The 24,140-nt window shown below is 69.4% G+C and carries 22 protein-coding genes and 1 tRNA gene; 13 read left to right on the plus strand and 10 right to left on the minus strand.

Annotation, left to right across the window (positions count from 1 at the left end):
* Nucleotides 1-145: 145 nt before the first annotated feature.
* Together MKK54_RS03945 and MKK54_RS03950 are read right to left on the minus strand one after the other, a co-directional pair.
* Nucleotides 146-823: a general stress protein gene (locus MKK54_RS03945; protein ID WP_244009279.1), complete on the minus strand. Its 678-nt coding sequence runs from the start codon at nt 821-823 to the stop codon at nt 146-148.
* A gap of 60 nt (nt 824-883) precedes the next feature.
* Nucleotides 884-1,270, minus strand: a complete 387-nt coding sequence (locus MKK54_RS03950; protein WP_244009280.1) for a hypothetical protein — start codon at nt 1,268-1,270, stop codon at nt 884-886.
* 504 nt (nt 1,271-1,774) lie between these two features.
* Between MKK54_RS03950 and MKK54_RS03955 the strand changes: the two genes are divergently transcribed.
* Nucleotides 1,775-1,851, plus strand: a tRNA-Arg gene (locus MKK54_RS03955).
* A gap of 318 nt (nt 1,852-2,169) precedes the next feature.
* On the opposite strand, the gene MKK54_RS03960 is transcribed toward MKK54_RS03955, so the two are convergent.
* From MKK54_RS03960 to MKK54_RS03995, 8 genes are all read right to left on the minus strand, one after another.
* Entirely contained in the window at nt 2,170-2,529 is a 360-nt protein-coding gene (locus MKK54_RS03960; RefSeq protein WP_244009282.1) for a nitrile hydratase accessory protein, read from the minus strand.
* A complete protein-coding gene (nthB, locus tag MKK54_RS03965; protein WP_244009284.1) occupies nt 2,526-3,203 on the minus strand; it encodes a nitrile hydratase subunit beta in 678 nt (225 codons plus the stop codon). The genes MKK54_RS03960 and nthB overlap by 4 nt, the downstream gene beginning before the upstream one ends.
* Nucleotides 3,200-3,850, minus strand: a complete 651-nt coding sequence (gene nthA, locus MKK54_RS03970; RefSeq protein WP_244009286.1) for a nitrile hydratase subunit alpha — start codon at nt 3,848-3,850, stop codon at nt 3,200-3,202. The genes nthB and nthA overlap by 4 nt, the downstream gene beginning before the upstream one ends.
* Nucleotides 3,851-3,893: 43 nt before the next feature.
* Nucleotides 3,894-4,598, minus strand: coding sequence for an ABC transporter ATP-binding protein (locus MKK54_RS03975; RefSeq protein WP_244009288.1), 705 nt, complete (start codon nt 4,596-4,598; stop codon nt 3,894-3,896).
* Nucleotides 4,585-6,507 (minus strand): ABC transporter permease subunit, encoded by a 1,923-nt coding sequence (locus tag MKK54_RS03980; RefSeq protein WP_244009290.1) that lies wholly within the window; start codon nt 6,505-6,507, stop codon nt 4,585-4,587. Before MKK54_RS03980 ends, MKK54_RS03975 begins: the two co-directional genes overlap by 14 nt.
* Nucleotides 6,507-7,382, minus strand: a complete 876-nt coding sequence (locus MKK54_RS03985) for a branched-chain amino acid ABC transporter permease (protein ID WP_244009292.1) — start codon at nt 7,380-7,382, stop codon at nt 6,507-6,509. The genes MKK54_RS03980 and MKK54_RS03985 overlap by 1 nt, the downstream gene beginning before the upstream one ends.
* Before the next feature lie 11 nt (nt 7,383-7,393).
* Complete coding sequence (locus tag MKK54_RS03990; RefSeq protein WP_244009294.1) at nt 7,394-8,704, minus strand: substrate-binding protein; 1,311 nt, start codon at nt 8,702-8,704, stop codon at nt 7,394-7,396.
* A 75-nt stretch (nt 8,705-8,779) separates the two neighbouring features.
* Complete coding sequence (locus MKK54_RS03995; RefSeq protein WP_244009295.1) at nt 8,780-9,796, minus strand: carbon-nitrogen hydrolase family protein; 1,017 nt, start codon at nt 9,794-9,796, stop codon at nt 8,780-8,782.
* Here MKK54_RS03995 and MKK54_RS04000 point away from each other — a divergent pair.
* The 12 genes from MKK54_RS04000 (at nt 9,764) to MKK54_RS04055 (ending at nt 24,100) form a co-directional block, all read left to right on the plus strand.
* Nucleotides 9,764-10,927 (plus strand): LysR family transcriptional regulator, encoded by a 1,164-nt coding sequence (locus tag MKK54_RS04000; RefSeq protein WP_409564123.1) that lies wholly within the window; start codon nt 9,764-9,766, stop codon nt 10,925-10,927. The two genes, MKK54_RS03995 and MKK54_RS04000, sit on opposite strands and share 33 nt — an antisense overlap.
* A gap of 552 nt (nt 10,928-11,479) precedes the next feature.
* Nucleotides 11,480-11,569, plus strand: coding sequence for a K(+)-transporting ATPase subunit F (locus MKK54_RS04005; RefSeq protein ID WP_036267122.1), 90 nt, complete (start codon nt 11,480-11,482; stop codon nt 11,567-11,569).
* A 13-nt stretch (nt 11,570-11,582) separates the two neighbouring features.
* A complete protein-coding gene (gene kdpA / locus MKK54_RS04010; RefSeq protein ID WP_244009296.1) occupies nt 11,583-13,298 on the plus strand; it encodes a potassium-transporting ATPase subunit KdpA in 1,716 nt (571 codons plus the stop codon).
* Between the two features lie 118 nt (nt 13,299-13,416).
* Entirely contained in the window at nt 13,417-15,525 is a 2,109-nt protein-coding gene (gene kdpB, locus MKK54_RS04015) for a potassium-transporting ATPase subunit KdpB (protein ID WP_244009297.1), read from the plus strand.
* Between the two features lie 33 nt (nt 15,526-15,558).
* On the plus strand, nt 15,559-16,164 hold the full coding sequence (locus MKK54_RS04020; protein WP_244009298.1) for a K(+)-transporting ATPase subunit C: 606 nt from the start codon (nt 15,559-15,561) through the stop codon (nt 16,162-16,164).
* Nucleotides 16,165-16,188: 24 nt separating this feature from the next.
* Entirely contained in the window at nt 16,189-18,909 is a 2,721-nt protein-coding gene (locus MKK54_RS04025) for a sensor histidine kinase (protein ID WP_244009299.1), read from the plus strand.
* Nucleotides 18,906-19,601, plus strand: a complete 696-nt coding sequence (locus MKK54_RS04030) for a response regulator transcription factor (RefSeq protein WP_244009301.1) — start codon at nt 18,906-18,908, stop codon at nt 19,599-19,601. The genes MKK54_RS04025 and MKK54_RS04030 overlap by 4 nt, the downstream gene beginning before the upstream one ends.
* A 236-nt stretch (nt 19,602-19,837) precedes the next feature.
* Nucleotides 19,838-20,026 (plus strand): YlcI/YnfO family protein, encoded by a 189-nt coding sequence (locus MKK54_RS04035; RefSeq protein WP_244009302.1) that lies wholly within the window; start codon nt 19,838-19,840, stop codon nt 20,024-20,026.
* On the plus strand, nt 20,016-21,707 hold the full coding sequence (gene kaiC / locus MKK54_RS04040) for a circadian clock protein KaiC (RefSeq protein ID WP_244009303.1): 1,692 nt from the start codon (nt 20,016-20,018) through the stop codon (nt 21,705-21,707). Before MKK54_RS04035 ends, kaiC begins: the two co-directional genes overlap by 11 nt.
* Complete coding sequence (locus MKK54_RS04045; RefSeq protein ID WP_244009304.1) at nt 21,704-22,027, plus strand: circadian clock KaiB family protein; 324 nt, start codon at nt 21,704-21,706, stop codon at nt 22,025-22,027. The genes kaiC and MKK54_RS04045 overlap by 4 nt, the downstream gene beginning before the upstream one ends.
* On the plus strand, nt 22,024-22,353 hold the full coding sequence (locus tag MKK54_RS04050) for a circadian clock KaiB family protein (RefSeq protein ID WP_244009305.1): 330 nt from the start codon (nt 22,024-22,026) through the stop codon (nt 22,351-22,353). Before MKK54_RS04045 ends, MKK54_RS04050 begins: the two co-directional genes overlap by 4 nt.
* Before the next feature lie 25 nt (nt 22,354-22,378).
* Nucleotides 22,379-24,100, plus strand: a complete 1,722-nt coding sequence (locus tag MKK54_RS04055; RefSeq protein ID WP_244009306.1) for a PAS domain-containing sensor histidine kinase — start codon at nt 22,379-22,381, stop codon at nt 24,098-24,100.
* The last annotated feature ends 40 nt before the right edge of the window (nt 24,101-24,140 follow it).

A 24,140-nucleotide genomic window follows, 5' to 3' on the forward strand; every position in this document is an offset into this window, starting at 1 on the left:
TCGCGCGACCGCACGGCACTGGCGTCCGCCGAACCGCGATGAGACCGAGCATAAAGCCCAAGAACCAAAAAACCCCGGCGCCGAGGGGCGCCGGGGTGATCGCATGCCGATCGTTGTCCGGCCCCGATCTGAAGGGGCCGCTCCGTCAGATCGGGGTGTTCGGATACGAGCGCACCCGGGTGCGGCCTTCCCCGGTGCCGCCCAGGGCATTGCCCGGGATCGCATCCGGCGAGGTGACGGCAGCGGCCTGCGGCGCGGTCCAGCCCTCGGCGCGCCAGTTCTGCGCCCGCTCGTCGATGTCGATCGAGCCGTGCTCCTCCAGGATGTCCATCACGCGGGCCGCATGACCCTGGTCGGCACGGACCGTGACCAAGGTGCCGCCACGGCGCACGCCCTCGCTGTAGGTCTGGGCGTCGCCCTCGCTCAAGCCGGCGCCCGTGAGGCCGCCCGCGAGGCCGCCAGCGGCCGCACCGATCCCCGCACCCGTCACCGTCGCCACGAGCCAGCCCGCTGCAACCACGGGGCCGACGCCCGGAATCGCGAGGAGGCCGAGGCCGGTCAGGAGACCGGCGGCGCCACCCAGGACCGTTCCGAGGGTGGCACCGGTCCCGGCGCCCGTGGACGCCTTCTCGGGCGCGTCGTGACGGGTCGTCGTGTCGTCGTGATCGGTGGTGGTGCGCAGGCGGCCGGCGTGACGGTCCCCCTCGTTGTTGCTCACGATGCTGATGTCGCTATGCGGAATGCCGGCGGCCTCGAGCTTGGTGACGGCCGTGCTCGCGGCCTCGTAATCGTCGTAGAGGGCGGTGATGGTCTGCTGGGCCATGGAAATCTCCTGCTGGCGGGACGTTTCGGCGGCGCGATGGGTTGAAGGCCTCGGACGCCGCTATTGCACGGCGACGTTGCCCTTGAAGTCGACGCCGACCTTGACCGGCTTGCCGTCGAGCATCGCGTCGCCGCGCCAGATGCCCTTGTCGTCCTTGGTCAGACCCTTGACGTCCTTGTATCCGGCCTCGGTGAGCCGGTGGTGGGTCTGCGCCTCGGTGAAGCTGTTGGCGCCTTCTTCGAGTTTCGCGTGCGAGGCCGCATGGGCCGCACCGGGCTTCGTCGCGTCCGGCTTGTCGGTGTTGGGCCGCGTCACGGCCTCCTGGCCCCCGGACGTGGCACTGGACTTGGCATCCGGTGCCGGCGTGCCGGTCACGGTGGTCTGGGCGAAAACCGGGCTCGCGCCGAGGACGGTCAGGACGGCGAGGGTGGTCAGGGACCGTTTCACGGTATTCTCCTTCGAGATCTGAGACTGGCGAAAGTCCCTCTCAATCCCGCGAGACCACAAAGCGTTCCAAGACACCTTCATGACGTCGCGACGACGCGCGCAGCCAAGCCAGGCTTGAAAGGCCAAGCCTGAAAGGCCTCGCATAATTCCACCTTGGTGTTGAACAAGACAATCACAGGCGGGCGGGCGACCGTTTCAAGCGCAAAGCGCGTCCAGATTTTCGGTTTACGGACAACACATCGCACTTACGATCGAATGCGATGCCTTTTTTCATGGCGCTCAACACCAACGAGGTTTTATGTTTCCGATCGGGGAACAGGCTCACGCACGAGCTGGTGCGCCCGCGCGTCGATTACGGTCCCCCGAGCGCGGTCCGATGTCCCGCCGTGGGCGTGCAGATTCGGTCCGCGTGAAAAACTTGTCCGGCCAGGGTTGCCAGCGGAAAAAGGAGCCTCTAAACACCCGCTCACACCGGGGCGGCAACGACGAGCCACCCGGTCGCAGGCGCCCGTAGCTCAGCTGGATAGAGCACCAGACTACGAATCTGGGGGTCAGAGGTTCGAATCCTTTCGGGCGCGCCATTCCCACATCACCACTGAGAAAGTCGGTCAAGACCTCGATCCGCAAGGTCGTCTTGGGCGTTCTAAATCTCTCGCTGCGCTTGTAGCGAAGGCGATGGGCAGAGGTGAGTTTGAGTACCGCACGGCGGTCCTCAATCCGTTCCATACTCCATGAATTTCAAGAACTTGCGACGAAGGCGAGGCCCGTTCCAAGCCGACGGTCTAAGTCGGCCTGCGGCACGGTCGCAGTCTCGATCTTTTCCAGGGCGATGACGTGCGCTTCATCAACCCCGGCAAGCCGCACGGAGAACGGCCTCGCAATCGCGGTGGCCCCGAGACTCATCCCAGACGGACGTTGGTGGAGGGATCATTGGCGAGGGGATCGTTGGCGAGACGGATCGGCTCTCCGTGCGGGGTAGCGGCGGCGGCCCGCGCAAAGGCGGCCCGGCGCTCGGCGAGGCGTTCGGGCGCCACGATCCCGCGCGCCGCGAGCAGGCCTTCGAGGGTCGCGAGCCAGGCGGCGTAGTCCGCCGCCCGCCCGGTCTGGCGCGTCTGTGCGCCCAGCGCCTCGGCCCATTGGCTCCAGCTGAACAGGCCGCCGTCGTGGAGCGTCACCACGAGGGCGAAGGCCTGCGCCTCCCAGGGCTTGGCGAAGACCGGATCGGCCGGGCCGTCCAGGGGGATCCGATCGTCGCTCATGCGGCGGATTCCGGTTCGGCAGGCTCCAGGTAGCTCTCAAACGCGTTCACTGAGACGGCGTGGCCCGCCTCCGCCTGGTCGCCCCAGAGGTCGCGGGCAGCGAACCGGACGGTGTAGAGCCATTGCGGCGCCTCGCCGGCGAACTGCGCGTTCGTGTCGGGAAAGACAAAGCCGCCATGCACCGCCTCGATCCTGCCGGTCCGGCCCCGCACGTAGCGCGGCAGACGCGTGTGTCCGACCGGATTGACGATCCGGGCGCGAACGCGGTCGCCCACCGTGAAGCGCGCCGGGTCGGGCACGGGCCGATCGCTCGGAAAGCCCCGTGCGAAGAGCGGGTCCACCTCCTCCCCCCGGAGCACCCGCTTGACCGGAGCGGCCGGGACGAAGCCCCTGCCGGTGGCCAGCTCCTCGGGCGTGACGAGGCCGTGGGCCTGGACCTGGCTTTCCAGCGCCTTGAGCCAGATCGCGTAGTAGCTGGAGGTGAGGTACTCGCCCGGCGGCAGCGCCTCGCGGGCCGACCGGCTCGCATCGAGGTTCCAGGTGCCGGAGAGGCCCATCGCCATCGCGAGGCCGAAGACGCGCTTCTCCCAGGCCGCATGGAAGCGCGGCTCGTCCGCCTCCGGCGCGACGGGACCGAAGCCGTGCATGCCGCCGAGATCCTGCCCCCCGTTCATGCGCTTGGGCCCGGTGCGCGCGGCAGGCCGGTGCCGATCATCGAATCCCGGGTGACGAGGGCGGCCAGCGCCGCCTCGTCGAGGGCTTCCGTCCCGGCGGGCCGCATCGGCAGCACCATGTAGCGAAGCTCGGCGGTGGAATCCCAGACCCGGATGCGCTGATCGGCGGGGAGCGTCACGCCGAACTCGGCCAGCACCGCGCGGGGCTCGATCACGGCGCGCGAGCGATAGGGCGGCGACTTGTACCAGACCGGCGGCAGGCCGAGCACCGGCCACGGGTAGCAGGAGCATAGGGTGCAGACGACGAGGTTGTGTTCCTCTTGCGTGTTGGCCACGACGACCATGTGCTCGCCGCCGCGTCCACCCACGCCGAGTTCGCGCATCGCCGGGGTGGCGTCCGCGAGCAGGCGCGCGCGGAAGTCGGCATCGACCCAGGCCCGCGCCACCACGCGGGCGCCGTTGTGCGGGCCGACCTTCGTCTCGTAGGTCTCGATCAGCCGATCGAGGGCGGCCGGGTCGACGTAGCCTTTCTCCACGAGCACGGATTCCAGGGCGCGCACGCGCAACTCCATCGGGGAGAGTTCGCTCGCGTGGTGCGGCGCGTGATGGTCGTGATCGTGATCTTCGTGATCATGGTCGTGCGCCATGCTCAATCTCCGGGCGGTATCGTAGGGGACGCGGCAGCGACCGTCACGCGGCCAGTCCCATGAAGGCGCGCATCGGCGCCGGATCGCCGCGAAGGTCGGCCGCCGATCCTTCGTAGACGACGTGTCCGTTGTTGAAACCATACACCCGCTGGGCGAAACCGAGTACCGCGGCCACGTTCTGCTCGACGACGACGATGGTGCGGCCTTCCTGCGCGAGGCGGCGCGTGAGCGCGATCAGATCCTGCACGATCAGCGGCGCCAAGCCCTCGAACGGTTCGTCGAGGAGGAGGATCCGGGGATCGCGGATGAGGGCGCGCGCGATCGACAGCATCTGCTGCTCGCCGCCCGACAGGGTCCGGCCCCGCGACGCCCGGCGCTCCTTGAGACGCGGGAAAACCTCCCAGATCCGGTCGAGGGACCAGCCCTTCGGCGCGGTGAGGCGGGCGACACGCAGGTTCTCCTCCACCGTGAGGGTGCCGAAGACGGCGCGCTCCTCCGGGACGAGCTGCATGCCGACGCGCGCGATCTTCTCGGGTGGCAGCCCCTGAATCGGTTGGCCGTCGAGGCGGATCGTGCCGCTGCGCGGGGCGAGCGCGCCCATCAGTGTCCGCAGCGTCGTGGTCTTGCCGGCGCCGTTGCGGCCGAGCAGGGCCACGACCTCGTTCTCCTCGACGCGCAGGGAGACGTCGAACAGGACATGCGAGTCTCCGTAGAGGGTGTTGATACCCTCGACCTCAAGCAGGCTCATGCACGGCTCCCCAGGTCCCGGTCGTCTCGCCGAGCGCCTCATCCGGCGCCGCACCGAGGTACGCTTTCTGCACCGCCGGATCGCGGCGCACCGCCTCGGCGGGGCCGTCCGCGAGGAGGCGCCCCTCGCTCAGCACGGTGATGCGCTCGGCGAGATCGAACACGGCATCGAGGTCATGCTCGACGAGGAGGATGGTGCAGGAGCGGCCGATCCTGCGGATGAGCGCACAGGTCGCGACGCGCTCCGAGGGACTCATGCCGGCGAGCGGCTCGTCGAGGAGAAGGACGTTGGGGCTCGTCGCCAGGGCCATGCCGATCTCGAGGCGGCGCTTCTCGCCGTAGGCCAGCACGCCGACGCGCGTCTCGGCCCGCGTCCCGAGGTCGAGGATGCCCAGCAGGGTCTCGACCTGGGCCTCCACGTCCGCGCGGCCCGTGGCCGGCGCCAGAAGGTCGAGGCGGAAGCGGCCGCGCGCCCGGGCCAGCGCCGCCACCCGCAGGTTCTCCCGCACGGTCAGAGCGAGGAACAGCTGGTTGAGCTGGTTGCTCTTGGCGACGCCGCGCTGCGTCGCCTCCGTCACCCCGGCGCCCGTGAGGCGCTCGCCGAACAGCAGAACCGATCCGGCGCTCGGGCTCACCTCGTCGGAGAGCATCTTGAAGAGCGTGCTCTTGCCGGCGCCGTTCGGGCCGATCACCGCATGGATCGAGCCGCGACGGACCTGGAAGCTCACGCCGTCCACGGCCTTGAGGCCCCCGTAATGCCGGGCGAGCCCCTGCGCCTCCAGGGCGATCTCTGCGTGGGCGGTCCGGCCGTCGAAGGCCGGCCGAGGCATGGGCAGCGCGACCTCGGCCGGGACTTCCGGCGCGACGCCGCCTCCCGCGGCGATGGCCTCCTCGATCGCGTCGGTGCGGGCCTTGGCGGCGCCCAAGCGGGCAGCCTCGCGGCGCTGACCCCAGCGGTGCAGGATCTCCCCGCAGATCCCCCGCCGCAGGCCCATCACCAGACCGATGAAGGCCATGCCGAGGATCAGCTTCCAGAGGGAGCCGAAGCCGGGGATGAGCTGGAGATTGTCGCGCAGCCACAGCCAGAGCGCGGCGCCGACGAGGGGCCCCACCAGGGTTCCGACCCCGCCCACGATGGTCTGCACCACGAGCTGGCCGGACGTCTCGAGCGCGAAGGCATCGGGCGGCATGTAGCTCTGGAAGGAGCCCAGCATCGCCCCGGCCAGACCCGCGTAGAGGGCCGCGATGGTGAAGGCCGCGAGCTTGTAGGCCGGTACGTCGTGGCCGAGCATGGCCACGCGCGGAGTGTTCTCCTTGACGGCCTTCAGGATCAGCCCGACCGGCGAATGCACGATGCGCCGGGCGAGCACGAAGCCGAGGAAGAAGGTCGCCGCGAGGAGTGCGTACATGGGCAGCCCGGCGGTGATCCGCACGGCCCACGCCCCGAAGCCGATCACCGGCACCGGAACCCCCGCGATGCCGTTCTCGCCTCCGGTGTAGTCGGAGAGCGGCGAGTTCTGGATGAAGTAGGCCATCTGCCCGAAGGCCAGGGTGATCATGGCGAAGTAGATGCCGATGCGCCGGACCGCGAGCCAGCCGACCGCGAGGCCGAACAGGCCGGCCGCCAGGGTGCCGATCAGGAAGGCGAGCCAGACGCTCTGGATCGTCCCCGAGACCAGCAGGCAGGCGGCGACGAAGCCGCCGGCCCCGTAGAAGGCCGCCTGCCCGAAGGAGAGCAGGCCGGCAAGGCCGAACAGGATGTCGAGGCCGAGCCCGAACAGGGCCCAGTTGAGCGCCCGCGACAGGAGGTCGTGCGAGAAGCCAAGGGGCGGCAGCAGCACGGGCGCGGCGATGAGCGCGACGAGGAGGGCGAGTTCGGGCCAGGCGGCGCGAAAGGGGCGGGGGACCATCAGACCCGGCCCTCCGTGCCGAACAGCCCCTGCGGCCGCGCCACGAGGACGAGGGCCATCAGGCCGTAGAGCATCACCTCCGAATAGGCGGAGTCGAAGGCGCTCGTCAGGCTGATGATCTCGCCCGCGATCAGGCCGCCCACGATGGCGCCCGGAAAGGAGCCGAGGCCGCCCAGCACGATCACCACGAAGGACTGCACCATGAAGCTCGCGCCCATGTCGGGCGTCACCGCCACCACGGGGGCGTAGAGCATGCCGGCCAGACCCACGGCGACGATGCCCACCGCGAAGACGAACAGGAAGGTGCGGCGCACGTCGATGCCGAGGATGCCAACCATGCCGGCATTCTCGATGCCGGCCCGCACCACGAGACCCACCGAGGTCCGGTAGAGCACGAGGTAGAGTCCGACGAGGAGCGCGGCGATGATGCCGATGAGCTGGAGGCGATAGGTCGGGTAGACCAGGAAGCCGAGCTTCGTCGCGCCCATGCCCCAGGAGGGCACCGGCACCCGCTGGCTGTTGCCCCCGAACCAAGCCCGCAAAGCCTCCACCAGCACCATGCCGATCCCGTAGGTGACGAGGATCTGGTCCTCGTCCGGCCGGGCGTAGAAGTGGCGGATGACGAGCCGCTCCATGGCGAAGCCGATGATGAGCATGACGGCGCAGCCGCCGATGAGGGCGAGCACGAAGGAATGCGTCGCCTGCATCATCACGAAGGCGGTGTAGGCGCCGACCGCGAACAGCGCGCCGTGGGCGAAGTTGAGCACGCCGAGCGTGCCCAGGATGATGGTGAGCCCGCTGGAAACGAGCGCCAGCAGGCTGCCCAGCGCGAGGCCGTTGAAGGCCTGGGAGAGGAGGACGGCGGTGCTCGGCATGGTGGCTTCCCTCAGGTGTAGGGGCCGAGCTTGCACCCGAACAGGTCGGGCGGGTTCATCACGCTCTCGCCGTCGACAAGGTCGACGACCTCGTAGAAATCCTCCGGCCCCTTCATGGCCGAGGGCGCCTTGCCGCGCAGGATCGGGATCGGGCGGACCATCTGGTGGTCCTCGGCGCGGTAATAGACCCGGCCGATGGTGGTCTCGTAGGGCTGCGCCTTCGAGGCCTCCATCACCTTGATGATGTCGACCGGGTTGAAGCCGCCCGCCCGTTCCACCGAGAGCGCCCAGAGGTAGGTCTGCATGTAGGCGATGTGGGCGCCCCAGCGAGGGCGGTACTTGTTCCGGGCCAGGAACGCCGCGACGAAGCTCTTGGCGAGGGGGAAGCGATCCTCCAGCGTCCACCAGAAGTCGCAGGAGCCGTAGACGCCCTGCATCAGTTCGGGCCCGACCTCCTTGTCCTGGAACGAGGACAGGTTGGGCACCACGAGCTTCATGCTGGAGAGGACGCCGAACTGCTCGGCCTGCTTGGTCGAGGCCACCGCATCCGATCCGAAGCAGATGTTGACGAAGACGTCGGCACCGCTGTTGGCGATGTTGAGCAGCGCCGAGCTGTAATCGGCGGTGCCCAGCGGCACCGTCTCCTTCAGGACCTGCGTCCAGCCCTGCTCCTTCGAGAACTTGGCGAAGGAATCGTAGACCGTCTGGCCGTAGGTGTAGTCGGGGACGAGGAAGGCGGCCTTGAGTTTCTTGCCGAGCGCCTTGGCGACGACGGGGGCCAGCGCCTTGGCGGCCATGTAGGCGTTCTGCTGCGAGCGGAAGCCGTAGCGCTGGCAGTTCTTGCCGGTGACGTCGTTCGAGCCGGCGATGCCGACCATGTAGAGGACCTTGTCGCGGCTCGCGAGTTCTTCCAGAGCGATGGCCTCGGCGCTGCTGACGGAGCCCTGGAACAGGATCGCCTTGTCGCGCTGGATGAACTGGGTCGCGGCCTGGACCGCGACGTTGGGCTTGCCCTCCGTGTCGGCGATCTTGTGGCGGATCTGGCGCCCGAGCACGCCCTTGCCCTTGAGGCCCCAGGCGGCGGGGATCTCACCGCCCGCGTTGATCTGGCTGATCGCGAGTTCGTAGCCGAGCTTCAGGTCGCTGCCGTCGCCGGAGAAGAGCCCGGTGAGCGGCATGTTGAGGCCGATGAAGACCGAGTCGGCGCCGACCCCTTCCGGGAAGGTCCCGATCTGGGCGGGGCTCTGGGCGAAGGCCCCGCGCAGGTCCGGCAGCATCAGGCCGGCCGCGCCTCCGAGGATGAGCTTGCGACGATCAAGCATGAGGGGTCTCTCCTGTGTGGCTGCGGATGCGGGGCCTCGGTGGGGATCGGGGAACGTGCCTCGGGACTGAGCAAGTCACGCGCCGGTCGCCACCGGCGGCAGCGGTTCGGGGGCCGGCATCGGGCCGTCGCGGAACTGGGCGGGCGCGAGACGCTGGCGGTTCACCGCGAGGTCGAAGACGTCGAAGCGGTTGTAGTAGCCGACCACGTCGTGGAACTGCTTGGGCTCGACGCAGGCGTTGAGGTCGATCTCCGCATAGAGGATTCCCTCCTCCTGGAGGGCCTCGCCGATCTGCGCGCCGGTCGGATCGACGAAGAACGAGGCGGCGCGCGGCGTTCCGTCGAGCACCTCGGCGGCACCCGGATCGCGCGCCGCCAGGAAGTCGTAGGCGGTCCGGTCGAGCACGCCCGCCGTGACGAGGCCGAAGACCTTGGCCTCGAAGCAATGGGCGCTGGCGCGCAGGCGGTTGGCGGCGAGGTTGTCGTAGTTGCCGCCGCCCTTCGGCCGGCGCGTCGGCCAGACCGGAGGCCAGGACGAGATGTGGAACTGCTCGCCCTGCGCCATCAGGGCGTAGCGCGCGAGCGGGTTGGTGTTCTCGCCGCAGATGAGCTGGCCGATGCGGCCGATCCCCGTCTCCACCACCTTCAGCCCGGCCCCGTCGCCCGGGGCCCAGATGAGCTTCTCGTAATAGGTCGGCATCAGCTTGCGATGATGGTTGAGGATCGTGCCGTCCTCGCCGATGAGGAGATTGCCATTCCAGAGGCAGCCCACGCTGGCGGGCGAGCGCTCGCTGATGCCGATCGACACGAAGAGGCCCGCCGCCCGTGCCGCCTGTCGGATGCGCGTCACCTCCGGCCCGTCGACGAGGACGGATTGCTCGGCCATGCGGGCGAAGAGGTCGTGGTTGTCGATCGGAGCCGAGAGCGCGGCCCAGACCGGAAAGGCCGGGATGAAGGTCTCGGGAAAGGCGATCAGCGCGGCGCCGGCCCTGGCGGCCTCTTCGATCAGGGCGACCGCCTTGGCGGTGGTCGCGGCCGCATCGAGGAAGATGGGTGACGCGTGAACGGCGGCGGCCTTGAACCGTGGAAGCATGGGGTTTCCCTTATCCACGGCGAGGTTACGGCGCGGGCGCGGCCTGCAAAGCCGGCATTTCTGCAAGGCGACTTGCAGGATGTCCCGAAGGAACGGGTCGAGGGACGAGCGCGAGCCGGGTCTGGCGCGTATCTTGCAGCCTTTCAGGTCATGCAGACCTTCGATCTCCTGGATTGGAACGACATCAAAGTCTTTCTGGGAGCGGCTCGGGGCGGAAGTCTCGCAGCCGCCGCCAAGCGCCTGAGGGTCGACCAATCGACCGTGAGCCGGCGACTCGCGAGCCTGGAAAGTGCCCTCGGCCTTGCGCTGTTCGAACGATTGCCGTCGGGTTTGCGCCTCAGCGACGTGGGACAGCGCCTGCTCCAGCATGCCGAACAGGTCGAGAGCGCGGTCATTTCCCTCCAGCACGAGCATCCCCCCGGGAACGGCCGCATCGGGGGCCGCGTCCGGCTCGCCACCATGGAGGGGATCGCCTCCCTGTACCTCGCCGAGCGCCTCTGGGGCCTGCGCGAGCGTCACCCCGACCTGATGGTCGATCTCGTGACCTCGGCCCAGACGGTCTACGTCAACCGCCGTGAAGCCGACCTCTTCCTCAGCTTCTTCAAGCCGCCCGGAAAAGGGTTGATCTCGGAGCAGATCGGAGCGTTCCGGCTTGGACTGTACGCGGCGCCGGGCTACCTCGCGCGGCAGGGATGCCCCGTCGACCTGCGGTCGCTGAAACAGCACCACTTCGTCTCGTATGTTGACGATCTCGTTCAGGTCGACTGCGTGCGATGGCTGGACGACCTCCTCGAGGAACCCCAGATGGTGTTCCGGTCCAACAGCATGATCGCGCAGAAGAGCGCCGCACTCGGAGGCTTCGGCCTCGTTCTCCTGCCGAGCTTCGCGGTGACGGCGCGTGACGACCTTGTCCCGGTCCTGCACGACGTCGCATTCACGACGCGGGAACTCTGGCTGAACGTCCACGCGGACCTGCAATTCGCGCCCCGGGTCCGGGCCGTCATGGTCTTCCTCAAGAAGACCTTCACGTCGGATGTGCAGTTCCGGCTGTCCGAAGCCAAGGCGCTCCCGCAGGCACCGTCCTGCGCCAATCCTTCGCCGCACACGCGCCTGTCGAATTCGCTGACCTGACGGGGCCGTTCGTGAACGGCGGAGGCGGCCACGGGCGACATGTCGAGGGGGCGGGCCCTGCGCGGCGGTAACGGCCCGACCTATGCGTGGGGTTAGGCGTCGGATTCATACCAACGCTCTTGCCAACGCTCTTGCCGCCCGGCCCAGCTTCGGACCGCCTACGCCAAGAACTCGTCCGACCAGAAGCTCGCCGCCGACCCGACCGTGATCAGGATGGGCGAGGCCCCCCGGATGACGGCGCGACAGGAATCCCGCGTCGCGTTCGGCGTGACGGTGAAGGCCTGTACCCCCCGCACAAGTCGGGACCTCGGGGCCGGGCGTGACCCGCCGATCCTCATGCGATCCTTATAAGATCGTCCTCGCGTCCCTCTCGAACCCTAATGCGGTTCCGGGCCACATCGGGTCACGAGCGCGGCCGGTCACGGCACCGGCCCGCCGAACCGAAACGGACCGCCCCATGCCCGACCTCGTCTTCCTCGCCGCGGGCCTCGCCTTCTTCGGCCTGGCCGCCGGCTACGCTGTCCTCTGCGAACGCCTCTGAGACCGCTCGCCATGACACTCGATCTTACCCTCGGCGCCCTCGTGACCCTCGGGCTGCTCGGCTACCTCACCTACGCCCTCGTCCGCCCCGAGCGGTTCTGAAGGAACGCTTCCCATGACCCTCAACGGCTGGTTCCAGATCGCGCTGTTCTGCGCGGTCATCGTCGCGCTCGCACGCCCTCTCGGGGGCTACATGACCCGCGTGTACACGGGGGAGCGTACATTCCTCTCGCCCGTGCTGGCGCCCGTCGAGCGCGGGCTCTACCGCGTCGCCGGCATCCACGGCGGCCAGGAACAATCCTGGCTGGCCTACGCCCTGGCCCTTCTGACCTTCCATGTCCTCGGCTTCCTGGCCCTGTACGGACTGTTGCGTTTCCAGGCGGTCCTGCCGTTCAACCCGGACGGGCAGTCCGCGGTCGCGCCGGACCTCGCCTTCGACACGTCGGCCAGCTTCGTCACCAACACCAACTGGCAATCCTACGGTGGCGAGACGACGATGTCGTACCTCACCCAGATGCTGGGGCTGACCCACCAGAACTTCCTCTCGGCCGCCACCGGCATCGCCGTGGCCGTCGCGCTGGTGCGCGGCTTCTCACGGGCCTCGGCCAAAACGGTGGGCTCGTTCTGGGTCGATCTGACCCGCACCACCCTCTACGTGCTGCTGCCTCTCTGCACCGTCTACACGCTGTTCCTGGTCTCGCAGGGCATCCCCCAGACGCTCGGTGGCGCCGTCGAGGCGACCACGCTGGAAGGCGCCACGCAAACCCTCGCGGTCGGCCCGGTCGCGAGCCAGGTCGCGATCAAGATGCTGGGCACCAACGGCGGCGGCTTCTTCAACGCCAACGCCGCCCATCCCTTCGAGAACCCGACCGCCCTCTCGAACTTCGTTCAGATGGTCTCGATCTTCGCCATCGGCGCGGCGATGACCAACGTCTTCGGCCGCATGGTCGGCGACGAGCGCCAGGGCTGGGCGATCCTGGCCGCCATGGGCGTGCTGTTCCTCGCCGGCACCGCGGTGGTCTATTGGGCCGAGAGCGCCGGAAGCCCCGTGCTCGACGGGCTCGGCCTGACCGGCGGAAACATGGAGGGCAAGGAGGTCCGCTTCGGCATCGTGGCCTCGGCTCTGTTCGCGGCGGTGACCACGGCCGCCTCCTGCGGCGCGGTCAACGCCATGCACGACAGCTTCACGGCGCTGGGCGGCATGATCCCGATGATCAACATGCAGCTCGGCGAGATCATCGTCGGCGGCGTGGGCGCGGGCCTCTACGGCATCCTCGTCTTCGTCATCGTGACGATCTTCGTGGCCGGCCTGATGGTCGGGCGCACCCCGGAATACCTCGGCAAGAAGATCGAGGGGCGCGAGGTCAAGATGGCGATGCTCGCCATCCTGTGCCTGCCCCTGATGATGCTGGGCTTCACGGCGCTCGCCACCGTCGTGGCGGCCGGCCTCGCGGGGCCCGCCAACGCCGGACCGCACGGCTTCTCGGAAATCCTCTACGCCTTCACCTCGGCGGCGGCCAACAACGGCTCGGCCTTCGGTGGGCTGACGGCGAACACGTCCTTCTACAACACGACACTGGGCCTCGGGATGCTGTTCGGGCGATTCTTCGTGATCGTCCCGGCGCTCGCCATCGCGGGATCGCTGGCGGCCAAGAAGACCGTGCCGGCCTCGGCCGGGACCTTCCCGACCCATGGCGGCCTGTTCGTCGGCCTGCTGGTGGGCGTGATCCTGATCGTGGGCGGCCTGACCTTCTTCCCGGCGCTGGCGCTCGGACCCATCGTCGAGCACCTCGCCGGCGGCCTCGGGCAGACCTTCGCGGCGGGGGGCTGAGATGCCCCGCGGCCTCCCCGATCGGCCGCGCCGTCGCGCCCTGACGGCGCGGCCGAACCGAACGCCCGGCCCGGCGGCCCGCGCCGGGTTCCGAACCTCTCCTTCCGGACACCGCATCATGTCCCGTTCCCCGTCATCCCTGTTCAGCGCCGCCCTCGTCGGGCCGGCCCTCCTCGGCTCCGTCAGGAAGCTCGACCCGCGCGCCATGATCCGGAACCCGGTCATGTTCGTGGTCGAGGTCGTGGCCGCGCTCACCACCGTGCTGTTCGTCCGCGACCTCGTCGTCGGCGCGAGCGGCCTGGCCTTCTCGGGCCAGATCATCCTGTGGCTCTGGTTCACCCTGATCTTCGCCAACTTCGCGGAGGCCCTGGCCGAGGGGCGCGGCAAGGCCCAGGCCGACAGCCTGCGCCGCACGCGCACCGAGATGCAGGCCAAACGCCTCACGGGCTCCGGCCGCGACTACGAGACTATCCCGGGCACCGCCCTCAAGGTCGGCGACGTCGTGCTGGTCGAGGCGGGCGACCTGATCCCTTCCGATGGCGAGGTCATCCTCGGCGTCGCGTCGGTCAACGAAGCGGCCATCACGGGCGAGTCCGCCCCCGTGATCCGGGAATCCGGCGGGGACCGGTCGGCGGTGACCGGCGGAACGCAGGTGCTCTCCGATGAGATCCGGGTGCGGATCACGGCGGCCGCCGGCTCGACCTTCGTCGACCGCATGATCGCCCTGGTCGAGGGTGCCTCCCGGCAGAAGACCCCGAACGAGATCGCCCTCAACATCCTGCTCGCGGGCCTGACCATCGTCTTCGTCTTCGCGGTCGCCTCGATCCCGAGCTTCGCGAACTACGCCGGCGGGTCGATCCCGCTCATCGTGCTGGCGGCCCTGTTCGTGACCCTCATCCCGACCACCATCGGCGCGCTCCTGTCGGCGATCGGCATCGCCGGCATGGACCGCCTCGTGCGCTTCAACGTGCTGGCCATGTCGGGCCGCGCGGTCGAGGCGGCCGGCGACGTCGATACCCTCCTCCTCGACAAGACCGGCACGATCACCCTGGGCAACCGCCAGGCCACCGAATTCCGCCCCGTGCGGGGCGTCTCCGAGCAGGACCTGGCCGACGCCGCCCAGTTGGCATCGCTGGCCGACGAGACGCCCGAGGGCCGCTCCATCGTGGTGCTGGCCAAGGACAGGTACGGCATCCGGGCCCGGGACATGGCGAGCCTCAACGCCACCTTCGTGCCCTTCACCGCGCAGACCCGGATGAGCGGCGTCGACCGCGACGGATCCGCCATCCGCAAGGGGGCGGTGGATTCCATCATCGCGTCCGTGAGCCGGCGGCCGATGGCCACGCGCGGCTCCGGCGCGGCCCTGGCCTACAGTCCCGGCACCGCCTCCGAGACCGCGCGCGAGATCCAGGCCATCGCCGAGATCCAGGCCATCGCCGAGGACATCGCGAAGGCCGGGGGCACGCCCCTGGCGGTCGCCCGCGACGGACAGCTCCTCGGCGTCGTCTACCTCAAGGACATCGTGAAGGGCGGCATCCGCGAGCGCTTCGCCGAACTCCGCCGGATGGGCATCCGCACGGTGATGATCACCGGCGACAACCCCATGACCGCCGCGGCCATCGCGGCCGAGGCCGGCGTCGACGACTTCCTGGCGCAGGCCACGCCGGAGGACAAGCTCGCCCTCATCCGCAAGGAGCAGGCCCAGGGCAAGCTCGTGGCCATGTGCGGCGATGGCACCAACGACGCCCCGGCGCTCGCCCAGGCCGATGTGGGTGTTGCCATGAACACCGGCACGGTGGCGGCGCGCGAGGCCGGCAACATGGTCGACCTCGACTCCGATCCGACCAAGCTCATCGAGATCGTCGGGATCGGCAAGCAGCTCCTCATGACCCGCGGGGCCCTGACCACGTTCTCCATCGCCAACGACGTGGCCAAATATTTCGCGATCATCCCGGCGATGTTCCTGGTGCTCTACCCGCAGCTCCAGACCCTCAACGTCATGCGACTCGCCTCGCCCGAGAGCGCGATCCTGTCGGCCATCATCTTCAACGCGCTCATCATCGTGGCGCTGATTCCGCTGGCGCTTCGCGGCGTGACCTACCGGGCGGTCGGGGCGGGCGCGCTGCTGCGGCGCAACCTGCTGATCTACGGCCTCGGCGGCATCCTGGTGCCCTTCGTCGGCATCAAGGCCATCGACCTCGCCATCACGGCCCTGCACCTCGTCTGAGCCCCGTCGAACCACCACATCAGGTCAACGCCCATGTCGAACCCGCTCCGCCCCGCCCTCGTCCTGCTGATCGCCCTGGCGGCGCTCACGGGCCTCGCCTATCCCCTCGCGATGACCGGCATCGCGGGCGCGGTCTTTCCCGCCCAGGCGGCCGGCAGCCTGATCGAGCGCGACGGCAAGGTCGTCGGCTCGAGCCTGATCGGACAATCGTTCACGCGCGAGCGTTACTTCCAGGGCCGCCCGTCCGCCACGAGCGCAGTCGACCCGGCGGACGCCACCAAGACCGTCCCGTCGCCCTACAACGCGGCGAATTCCTCGGGCTCCAACCTCGGGCCGACCAGCGCCGCCCTGGCGGAGCGCGTGAAGGCCGACCTCGCGTCGCGCCGGGCCGAGAACCCGGGCGAGCCCGTGCCGGTCGACCTCGTCACCACGAGCGGCTCGGGTCTCGACCCGGACGTCTCGCCGGAGGCCGCCCTGTTCCAGGTGCCCCGCGTCGCCAAGGCGCGCAACCTGTCCGAGGATCGGGTGCGCGCCCTGGTAGAGGGTCAGACCCGGGGTCGCCTTCTCGGCATCCTCGGCGAGCCCCGGGTCAACGTGCTCGCCCTCAACCTCGCCCTCGACGAGGCGGGGTCGCAGTAGACACGCCGCATGACAGGCCAGCCCATGTCGACGCGCCAACGCGATCCGGACCGTCCCTCGCCCGACGCGCTGCTCGCGGCCGCCCGCCGGGAAGAGGGCCATCGCGGCCATCTCAAGATCTTCCTCGGGGCGGCGCCCGGCGTCGGCAAGACCTACGAGATGCTCACGGTCGGGCAGGCTCGGCTGAAGGCCGGCGCGGATGTCGTCGTGGGCGTGGTGGAGACGCATGGGCGCGCCGAGACCGAAGCCCTCGCGGAGGGCTTCGAGACCGTGGCGCGTCGCCCGGTGCCGTATCACGGCACGGTCCTGCGGGAGATGGACCTCGACGCGATCCTCGCGCGCAGGCCGGGGCTCGCGCTGGTGGACGAACTCGCCCACACCAACGCGCCGGGCTCGCGCCATCCGAAGCGCTTCCAGGACGTCGAGGAGTTGCTCGAGGCCGGCATCGACGTCTACACCACGCTCAACATCCAGCATGTCGAGAGCCTCAACGACGTCGTCGCGCAGATCACCCGCATCCGGGTGCGCGAGACCGTGCCGGACGGCATCCTCGACCGGGCGGACGACATCGAGGTCGTGGACCTCAATCCCGACGACCTGATCGAGCGGCTCAAGGCCGGCAAGGTCTACGTGAGGGGCAATGCCGAGCGCGCGCTCAGGCACTACTTTTCGCGGGGCAACCTCACGGCGCTCCGGGAGCTGGCGCTCCGCCGGACGGCCGACCGGGTCGACGACGAACTCCTGAGCCACATGCGGGCCCACGCCATCGCGGGCCCGTGGGGGGCCGGCGAACGCGTGCTGGTCTGCGTCAGCGAGGATCCGCGCTCCGCCGGCCTCGTGCGCCATGCCAAGCGCCTCGCCGACCGCCTGCACGCGCCCTGGACCGCGCTGACCGTGGAGGGGCCGCGCAGCCTCTCCCTCGACGAAGCCGCCCGGGACCGCATCGCCGACACGCTTCGCCTCGCCGACCGCCTCGGGGGCGACGCCGTGACCATCCCGGGCGGGCGGCGCATCGCCGACGACATCCTTGCCTTCGCCCGCTCCACGAACGTGAACCACATCATCCTCGGCAAGGCCGACCGGTCCGCGCTGTTCGAACTCCTCAACGGCTCGGTCGTGCACGACATCGTCCGGCGCTCGGGCAACATCAGCATCCATGTCATCGCCGGAGAGGCCGCGAAGGCCGATCCGGTCCCGGCGAAGACGGTCGCCACGGCGGTCGAGACGCGCCAGGTCGAGATCCTGCCCTATGCCCTCGGACTCCTCGGCACGGGCGCCGCCCTCGGGCTCGCACTGCTGGTCGAACCCTATCTCGGGGTCGAGAACGCCGACCTCATCCTGCTGACGGCCATCGTCGCGGTCGCGGTGCGCTTCGGACTCGGGCCTTCGCTGCTCGCCGTCGTCGCCGCGTCGCTCGCCTACAACTTCTTCTTCCTGCCGCCGGTCTACACGCTGACCATCGCGGACCCGACCAACATCGCCGCGTTCCTGCTCTTCACGGTGGTGGCCGTGGCCGTCTCGAACCTGGCCTCCCGCTCACGCCGCGAGGCCGTGGTCTCGCATGGCCGGGCACGTGCCACCGAGCGCCTCTACGGGTTCAGCCGCACGCTCGCCGGCTGCGCCACCCTCGACGACGTGCTCTGGGCGACCTCGGCCCAGATCGCCGCCATGCTGCGGGTCCGGGTGGTCCTGCTGCTGCCCGAGAACGGGTCGATCTCGGTCAAGGCCGGCTTCCCGCCCGAGGATATGCTGGACGCGGCCGATCTCGGCGCCGCGACCTGGGCGTTCGACCACGAGCGGCCGGCCGGCCGGGGCGCCGATACGCTCCCGGGGGGCAAGCGCCTGTTCCTGCCCATGCGGACGGGCCGGGGCCTCGTCGGCGTGATCGGTCTCGACGCCGACGGTACCGGGCCGATCCTCTCGCCGGAGAGCCGACGCCTGTTCGACGCGCTCGCCGACATGGCGGCGCTGGCCATCGAGCGGGTCCGCCTGGTGGAGGATCTCGACCGGGCCGAGCGCGCCGCGGAGACCGACCGGCTGCGCCAGGCCCTTCTCACCTCGATCTCCCACGACCTGCGCACGCCGCTCTCCTCCGTGCTCGGGGCGGCGACCACGCTGCGCGACCTCGACGGGGCCTTGGCGGGCGCGGCCAAGGCCGACCTGCTGGCGACCGTCATCGCGGAATCGGAGCGGCTGAACCGCTTCATCGTCAACCTCCTCGACATGACCCGTCTGGAGGCCGGGGCCGTCGCCGCGAGCCTCACCCCGCAGGATGTCGGCGAGGGCGTCGACACGGCATTGCGCCGGCTGGGTCCGATCCTCGACGCGCATCGCGTCGTCCTTGCGCTGCCGCCGGCCTTGCCGGCCCTGCGCCTCGATCCGGTCCTGTTCGAGCAGGTGCTGGTCAACCTCCTCGACAACGCCGCCAAATACGCGCCGGAAGGGTCGACGGTGACCGTCAGCGCCGCGGCCGAGCGCGGGCGGGTCCGGATCCAGATCCTCGACGAGGGCGACGGCCTGCCCGAGGCCGATGTCGAGCGGGTGTTCGACAAGTTCTACCGCGTGCGCAAGTCGGACAGCGTCCGCGCCGGGACGGGTCTCGGCCTTGCCATCGCCCGCGGTTTCGTCGAGGCCATGGGCGGCAGCCTCACGGCGGCCAACCGTCGGGACCGCCTCGGCGCCGTCTTCACCATCCTCCTGCCCATTCCCCCCGTGGGACGCGCACACGCGGATGTCGTCGCATGACCTTGAGCATCCTCGTCATCGACGACGAGCCGCCGATCCGTAAGCTGCTCCGCGTGGGGCTCGCCACGCAGGGCTACGAGGTCCTCGAGGCGCCGAACGCGCTCACGGCCCTCGCCGTCCTGTCCCGGGAGAGCGTCGACCTCGTCATCCTCGACCTCGGGTTGCCCGACATGCCGGGTCACGACCTGCTGCGCCGTGTCCGCGCGGCCCATCGCGACCTGCCGGTCGTGGTCCTGTCGAGCCGCGACGACGAGGCGGGCAAGGTGGAGGCCCTGGACCTCGGTGCCGACGACTACGTCACCAAGCCCTTCGGCATGGGCGAACTCCTGGCCCGCATCCGCGCGGCCCTGCGCCACCAGTTGGCGGTGCAGGGCGAGCGCGCGCTGTTCGAGGTCGATGGCCTCAGCGTCGACCTCGTGCGACGCCGCGTTCGCGTGCGCGGCGCCGAGGTGAAACTCACCCCGCGTGAGTACGACTTTCTGCGGGTGCTGATCCAGCACGCCGGCAAGGCGCTGACTCATGCCCAGCTCATGAAAGAGGTCTCGACCTCGTCCGACCCGCAATACCTGCGGGTCTATGTGCGCCAGCTTCGCCTCAAGCTGGAGACCGACCCTGAGCGTCCGCGCATCCTCCTGACCGAGACCGGTGTCGGCTATCGCCTGCGGGCGCCGGACGACGAGGCGCGAGCCTGATGGTAGCGGCCCGCCCCGGGGCTCATGCGAGGCAAGCCTGCCTCGGAATCCACGGTCATGTCGGGGCGAGATGCTCCGGTCATGTCTTGCCAGGTTCTTCCGTCGCGGCGGGAAATCCATGCTAAAGCTGGACGCATCATGACGGAAACGCATTCATGGAAAAAACTATTCGTGTATTGCCGTTTGCGATACCGTAGGCTAGCGCAGCCCGAGGGGTGACCCTGGAAGGACCGATCTTGAAGAAGCCTCTCGCCCTTCGAATCGAGCCGGACCTCCTGGACGCCGCGCGCGAGTGCGCCCGTCGAGACAATCGCAGCCTGACCAATTTCATCGAAACGGCCTTGCGTGACCGTATCGCGCGGCTGACCCCAGTGGGCGCGCTGCAAGGGCAGCAGGGCACGAAGGATACGATGCGTGACGCCTGACCTACCGAAGGGGCACGCTCTGCCCAAGGCGCGGACCGGCATATCCGGGTTCGACGACGTCACCTTCGGCGGCCTGCCCGCTGGACGCCCCTCGCTGGTCTGTGGCGCCGCGGGCTGCGGCAAGACCCTGTTCGCCGTCACCTTCCTGGTGAATGGCGCGACCCAGTTCGACGAGCCCGGCGTGTTCATGAGCTTCGAGGAGCGCGCCGAGGATCTCGCCGCCAACGTCGCCTCGCTCGGCTACGACCTCGATGCGCTGGTGGCCGAAGGCAAACTCGCCATCGATCACGTGCGGGTCGAGCGCAACGAGATCGAGGAGACCGGCGAGTACGACCTCGAAGGCCTGTTCATCCGCCTCGGCTATGCCGTCGACACCATCGGCGCCAAGCGCGTGGTGCTCGACACGATCGAGACCCTGTTCGCCGGCCTGAGCGATGCCGCGATCCTGCGGGCGGAATTGCGGCGCCTGTTCGGCTGGCTCCGGGACCGGGGCCTGACCGCCGTCATCACGGGCGAGCGCGGCGACGGCCAGCTCACCCGCCAGGGCCTCGAGGAATACGTCTCCGACTGCGTCATCCTCCTCGACAACCGCGTCGAGGATCAGGTCACGACGCGCCGCCTGCGGGTGGTGAAGTACCGCGGCTCGGCGCACGGCACCAACGAATATCCCTTCCTGATCGACCAGGACGGCATCAGCGTCCTGCCCGTGACCTCCGCCGAACTCGACTACGGCGTCTCGAACGACATCGTGTCGAGCGGCATCGACGGGCTCGACGCGATGCTCGGCTCCGGCGGCTTCCATCGCGGCACCAGCATCCTCATCTCGGGGGTCGCGGGAACGGGAAAGACCACGATCAGCACGCACCTCGTCGATGCGGCCTGCGAGCGGGGCGAGCGCTGCATGTCCTTCGTCTTCGAGGAGAGCGGCGCGCAGATCTGCCGCAATGCCCTGTCGGTCGGCCTCGACCTGAAGCGGCACGTCGAGAGCGGCCTGCTCCGCTTCGAGGCCGCCCGTCCCACCCTGTACGGTCTGGAGACGCATCTCGCCCGGATGCACCGGGACATCGAGCGGTTCCAACCGGCGATCGTCGTCATCGACCCGATCTCGGCGCTGCGCGGGCCGGCCGTCGAGTTGCAGGCGACGCTCCTTCGCATGGTCGACATGCTGAAGAGCCGCGGCATCACAGCGGTGTTCACGAGCCTGCGAACGGATGGGGCCTTCGACCAGGTCGGCGACCTCGGCCTGTCCTCGCTGATGGACGCGTGGATCAAGCTCGTCGACGTCGAGGCCAACGGCGAGCGCACGCGGACCCTCTACATGATCAAGGCCCGTGGCATGAGCCACTCCAATCAGGTCCGCGAATTCCAGATGTCGGCGGCCGGGATCAGGCTGGTCGACGCCTATGTCGGGCCCGCCGGCGTCCTCACGGGCACCGCCCGCATGGTGCAGGAGGCCGAGGAACAGGCCAGCCTCCTGCGGCAGCGGCAGGAGGCCGAACGGCGCAAGCGCGAGGTCGTTCGACGGCGGCTCTCCATCGAGCGGCAGATCGCGGAACTGCGCGCGAGCCTGGAGGTCGCCGAGGAGGAGGAGATCGTTCTGCGCGAGGAGGACGACACCCGAGAGACGCTGTTGGGGCAGGAGCGCCGGGCGATCGCGGCACGACGGAGCGCGGCCGAATGAGCGATGATCGGATGACGGACGAAGAGGTCGATCCCGGCCCCTACCACATGCGCCTCTACGTGGCGGGCCAGACCGCCAAGTCGATGGCGGCCCTGGCCAACCTCAAGCGGATCTGCGAGGAGCACCTGCCGGGCCGGTACGACATCGAGGTCGTCGACCTGATGCAGAATCCCAAGCTCGCGGCGGGCGACCAGATCCTCGCCATTCCCACCCTGGTGCGCCGTCTGCCGGAACCGCTGAAGCGGATCATCGGGGACCTGTCGAACACCGAGAAGGTCCTGGTCGGGCTCGATCTCCGTCCGAAAGCCAGGATCGCTTGAGCGAGGCGTGGACGGAGTCCGCCTCATCGCCACGCTACGTGCTGCGGCTGTTCGTGGCCGGCATGACCCCGCGCTCGCAGCGGGCCATCGCGAACCTGCGCCGGATCTGCGACGAACGGCTGGCCGGGCGGGTCGACCTCGCCACCATCGACATCTTCCAGCAGCCTCACCTGGCCGAGGAGCATCAGGTCGTCGCGGCGCCGACCCTGCTCAGGCTGGAGCCGCTGCCGGTCAAGCGGCTGATCGGGGACCTCTCCGACGAGGCCCGGGTCCTCGCCGGCCTCGATCTGCCCGTCTCGCCCCGACGAGGCGCCGATGAACGCTGAGGGTCCGGAGCCTACGACCGCGGATTTGCGTGGCCGCCTCGCGTCGATGGCGGCTCGCCTGGAGGAGGCCGAGGACACCCTGGCGGCGATCCGGCGCGGCGACTTCGACGCCGTGGTGGTCGAGGACGGTGCGGGCGAGCGCCTCATCTACACCCTGGAGAATGCCGACCGGCCCTACCGCGTGCTGATCGAGCAGATCCAGGAGGGCGCCCTCACGCTCAGCGCCGAAGGGACGATCCTCTACGGCAACCGGCGCCTGGCCGAGATGCTGGGCGTCTCGCAGGAGCGCGTCATCGGCCGGTCGCTCCAAGACTTCGTCCTGGACGTCGACCGGTCCATCCTACACCGCCTGCTCGACGGGGCGGCCGACGGCGCCGTTCGCGGCGAACTGGCCCTGGCCGTCCCGGATTCGGGAAGCCTGCCGGTCAACCTTTCGCTCAGCCGGCTGCACCGCGAGGACGTCACGCCGCTCCTCTGCGGGATCCTGACCGACCTGAGCGAGCAGCGCGCGCATCTGCGCGATCTGGCCGAGGCGAACGACCAGCTGCGCTCCGAGAGCGCGGAGCGCGAACGGATCGAGGAGGCCCTGCGCCAGTCGCAGAAGATGGAGGCGGTGGGCCAGCTCACGGGCGGCCTCGCCCACGACTTCAACAACCTGCTGGCCGGCATCTCGGGTTCGCTGGAATTGATGCAGTCCCGCATGCGGCAGGGGCGGTTCGGCGATGTCGAGCGTTACATGACGGCCGCGCAAGGAGCCGCCAAGCGCGCCGCCGCCCTGACGCATCGCCTGCTCGCCTTCTCGCGCCGCCAGACCCTCGACCCCAAGCCCACCAACGTGAACCGACTGGTCTCCGGCCTGCAGGAGATGATCCAGCGCACCGTCGGTCCGGCGATCGCCTTCGAGTTCGTCGGCGCCTCGGGGCTCTGGCCCATATTGGTCGATCCGTCCCAGCTCGAGAACGCGCTGCTGAACCTCTGCATCAACGCGCGGGATGCCATGCCGGGCGGGGGGCGCATCACGGTCGAGACCGCCAACAGGGAGTTGGATGCGCCCGCGGCGCGTCGCCATGAGGTCCCGGAGGGTCAGTACCTCTCGCTCCACGTCACCGACACCGGAACCGGCATGACGCCGGAGGTCATCGCGCGGGCATTCGATCCGTTCTTCACGACGAAGCCCTTGGGCGAAGGGACCGGTCTCGGGCTCTCGATGATCTACGGATTCGTCAAGCAATCCGGGGGGCAGGTCCGCATCCGCTCGGAGGTCGGCCGGGGCACGACGGTCTGCCTCTACCTGCCGCGCCATCATGGCGAGGTCGACGAGAACGATGCCTCGACCGCGACGCTGGAACTGTCTCGCTCCGAGCAGGGCGAGACCGTGCTGGTGGTCGACGACGAGCCCACCGTGCGCATGCTGGTCACCGACATCCTGGCCGAGCTCGGCTATACGGCCATCGAGGCGGCCGACAGCGCGAGCGGGCTCAAGGTGTTGCAATCGGACGCCCGGATCGACCTCCTGGTCACCGATGTCGGCCTGCCCGGCGGCATGAACGGGCGCCAGATGGCCGACGCCGCCCGCGTCTCGCGACCGGATCTCAAGGTGCTGTTCATCACCGGCTACGCGGAGAACGCCGTGCTGGGGAACGGACACCTCGCCCCCGGCATGGCGGTGCTGACCAAGCCGTTCGCGGTCGACGCCATGGCGGCGCGGATCCGGCACATGATCACGGGTGATCGCGCCGCGCCGTGAGACCGTCCCCGCTTGATCAAAGCGGAAGACGGTGTCACGC

Origin of the sequence: Methylobacterium sp. J-068 (assembly GCF_022829445.1) — a bacterium.
In the GTDB taxonomy this organism is placed as follows: domain Bacteria; phylum Pseudomonadota; class Alphaproteobacteria; order Rhizobiales; family Beijerinckiaceae; genus Methylobacterium.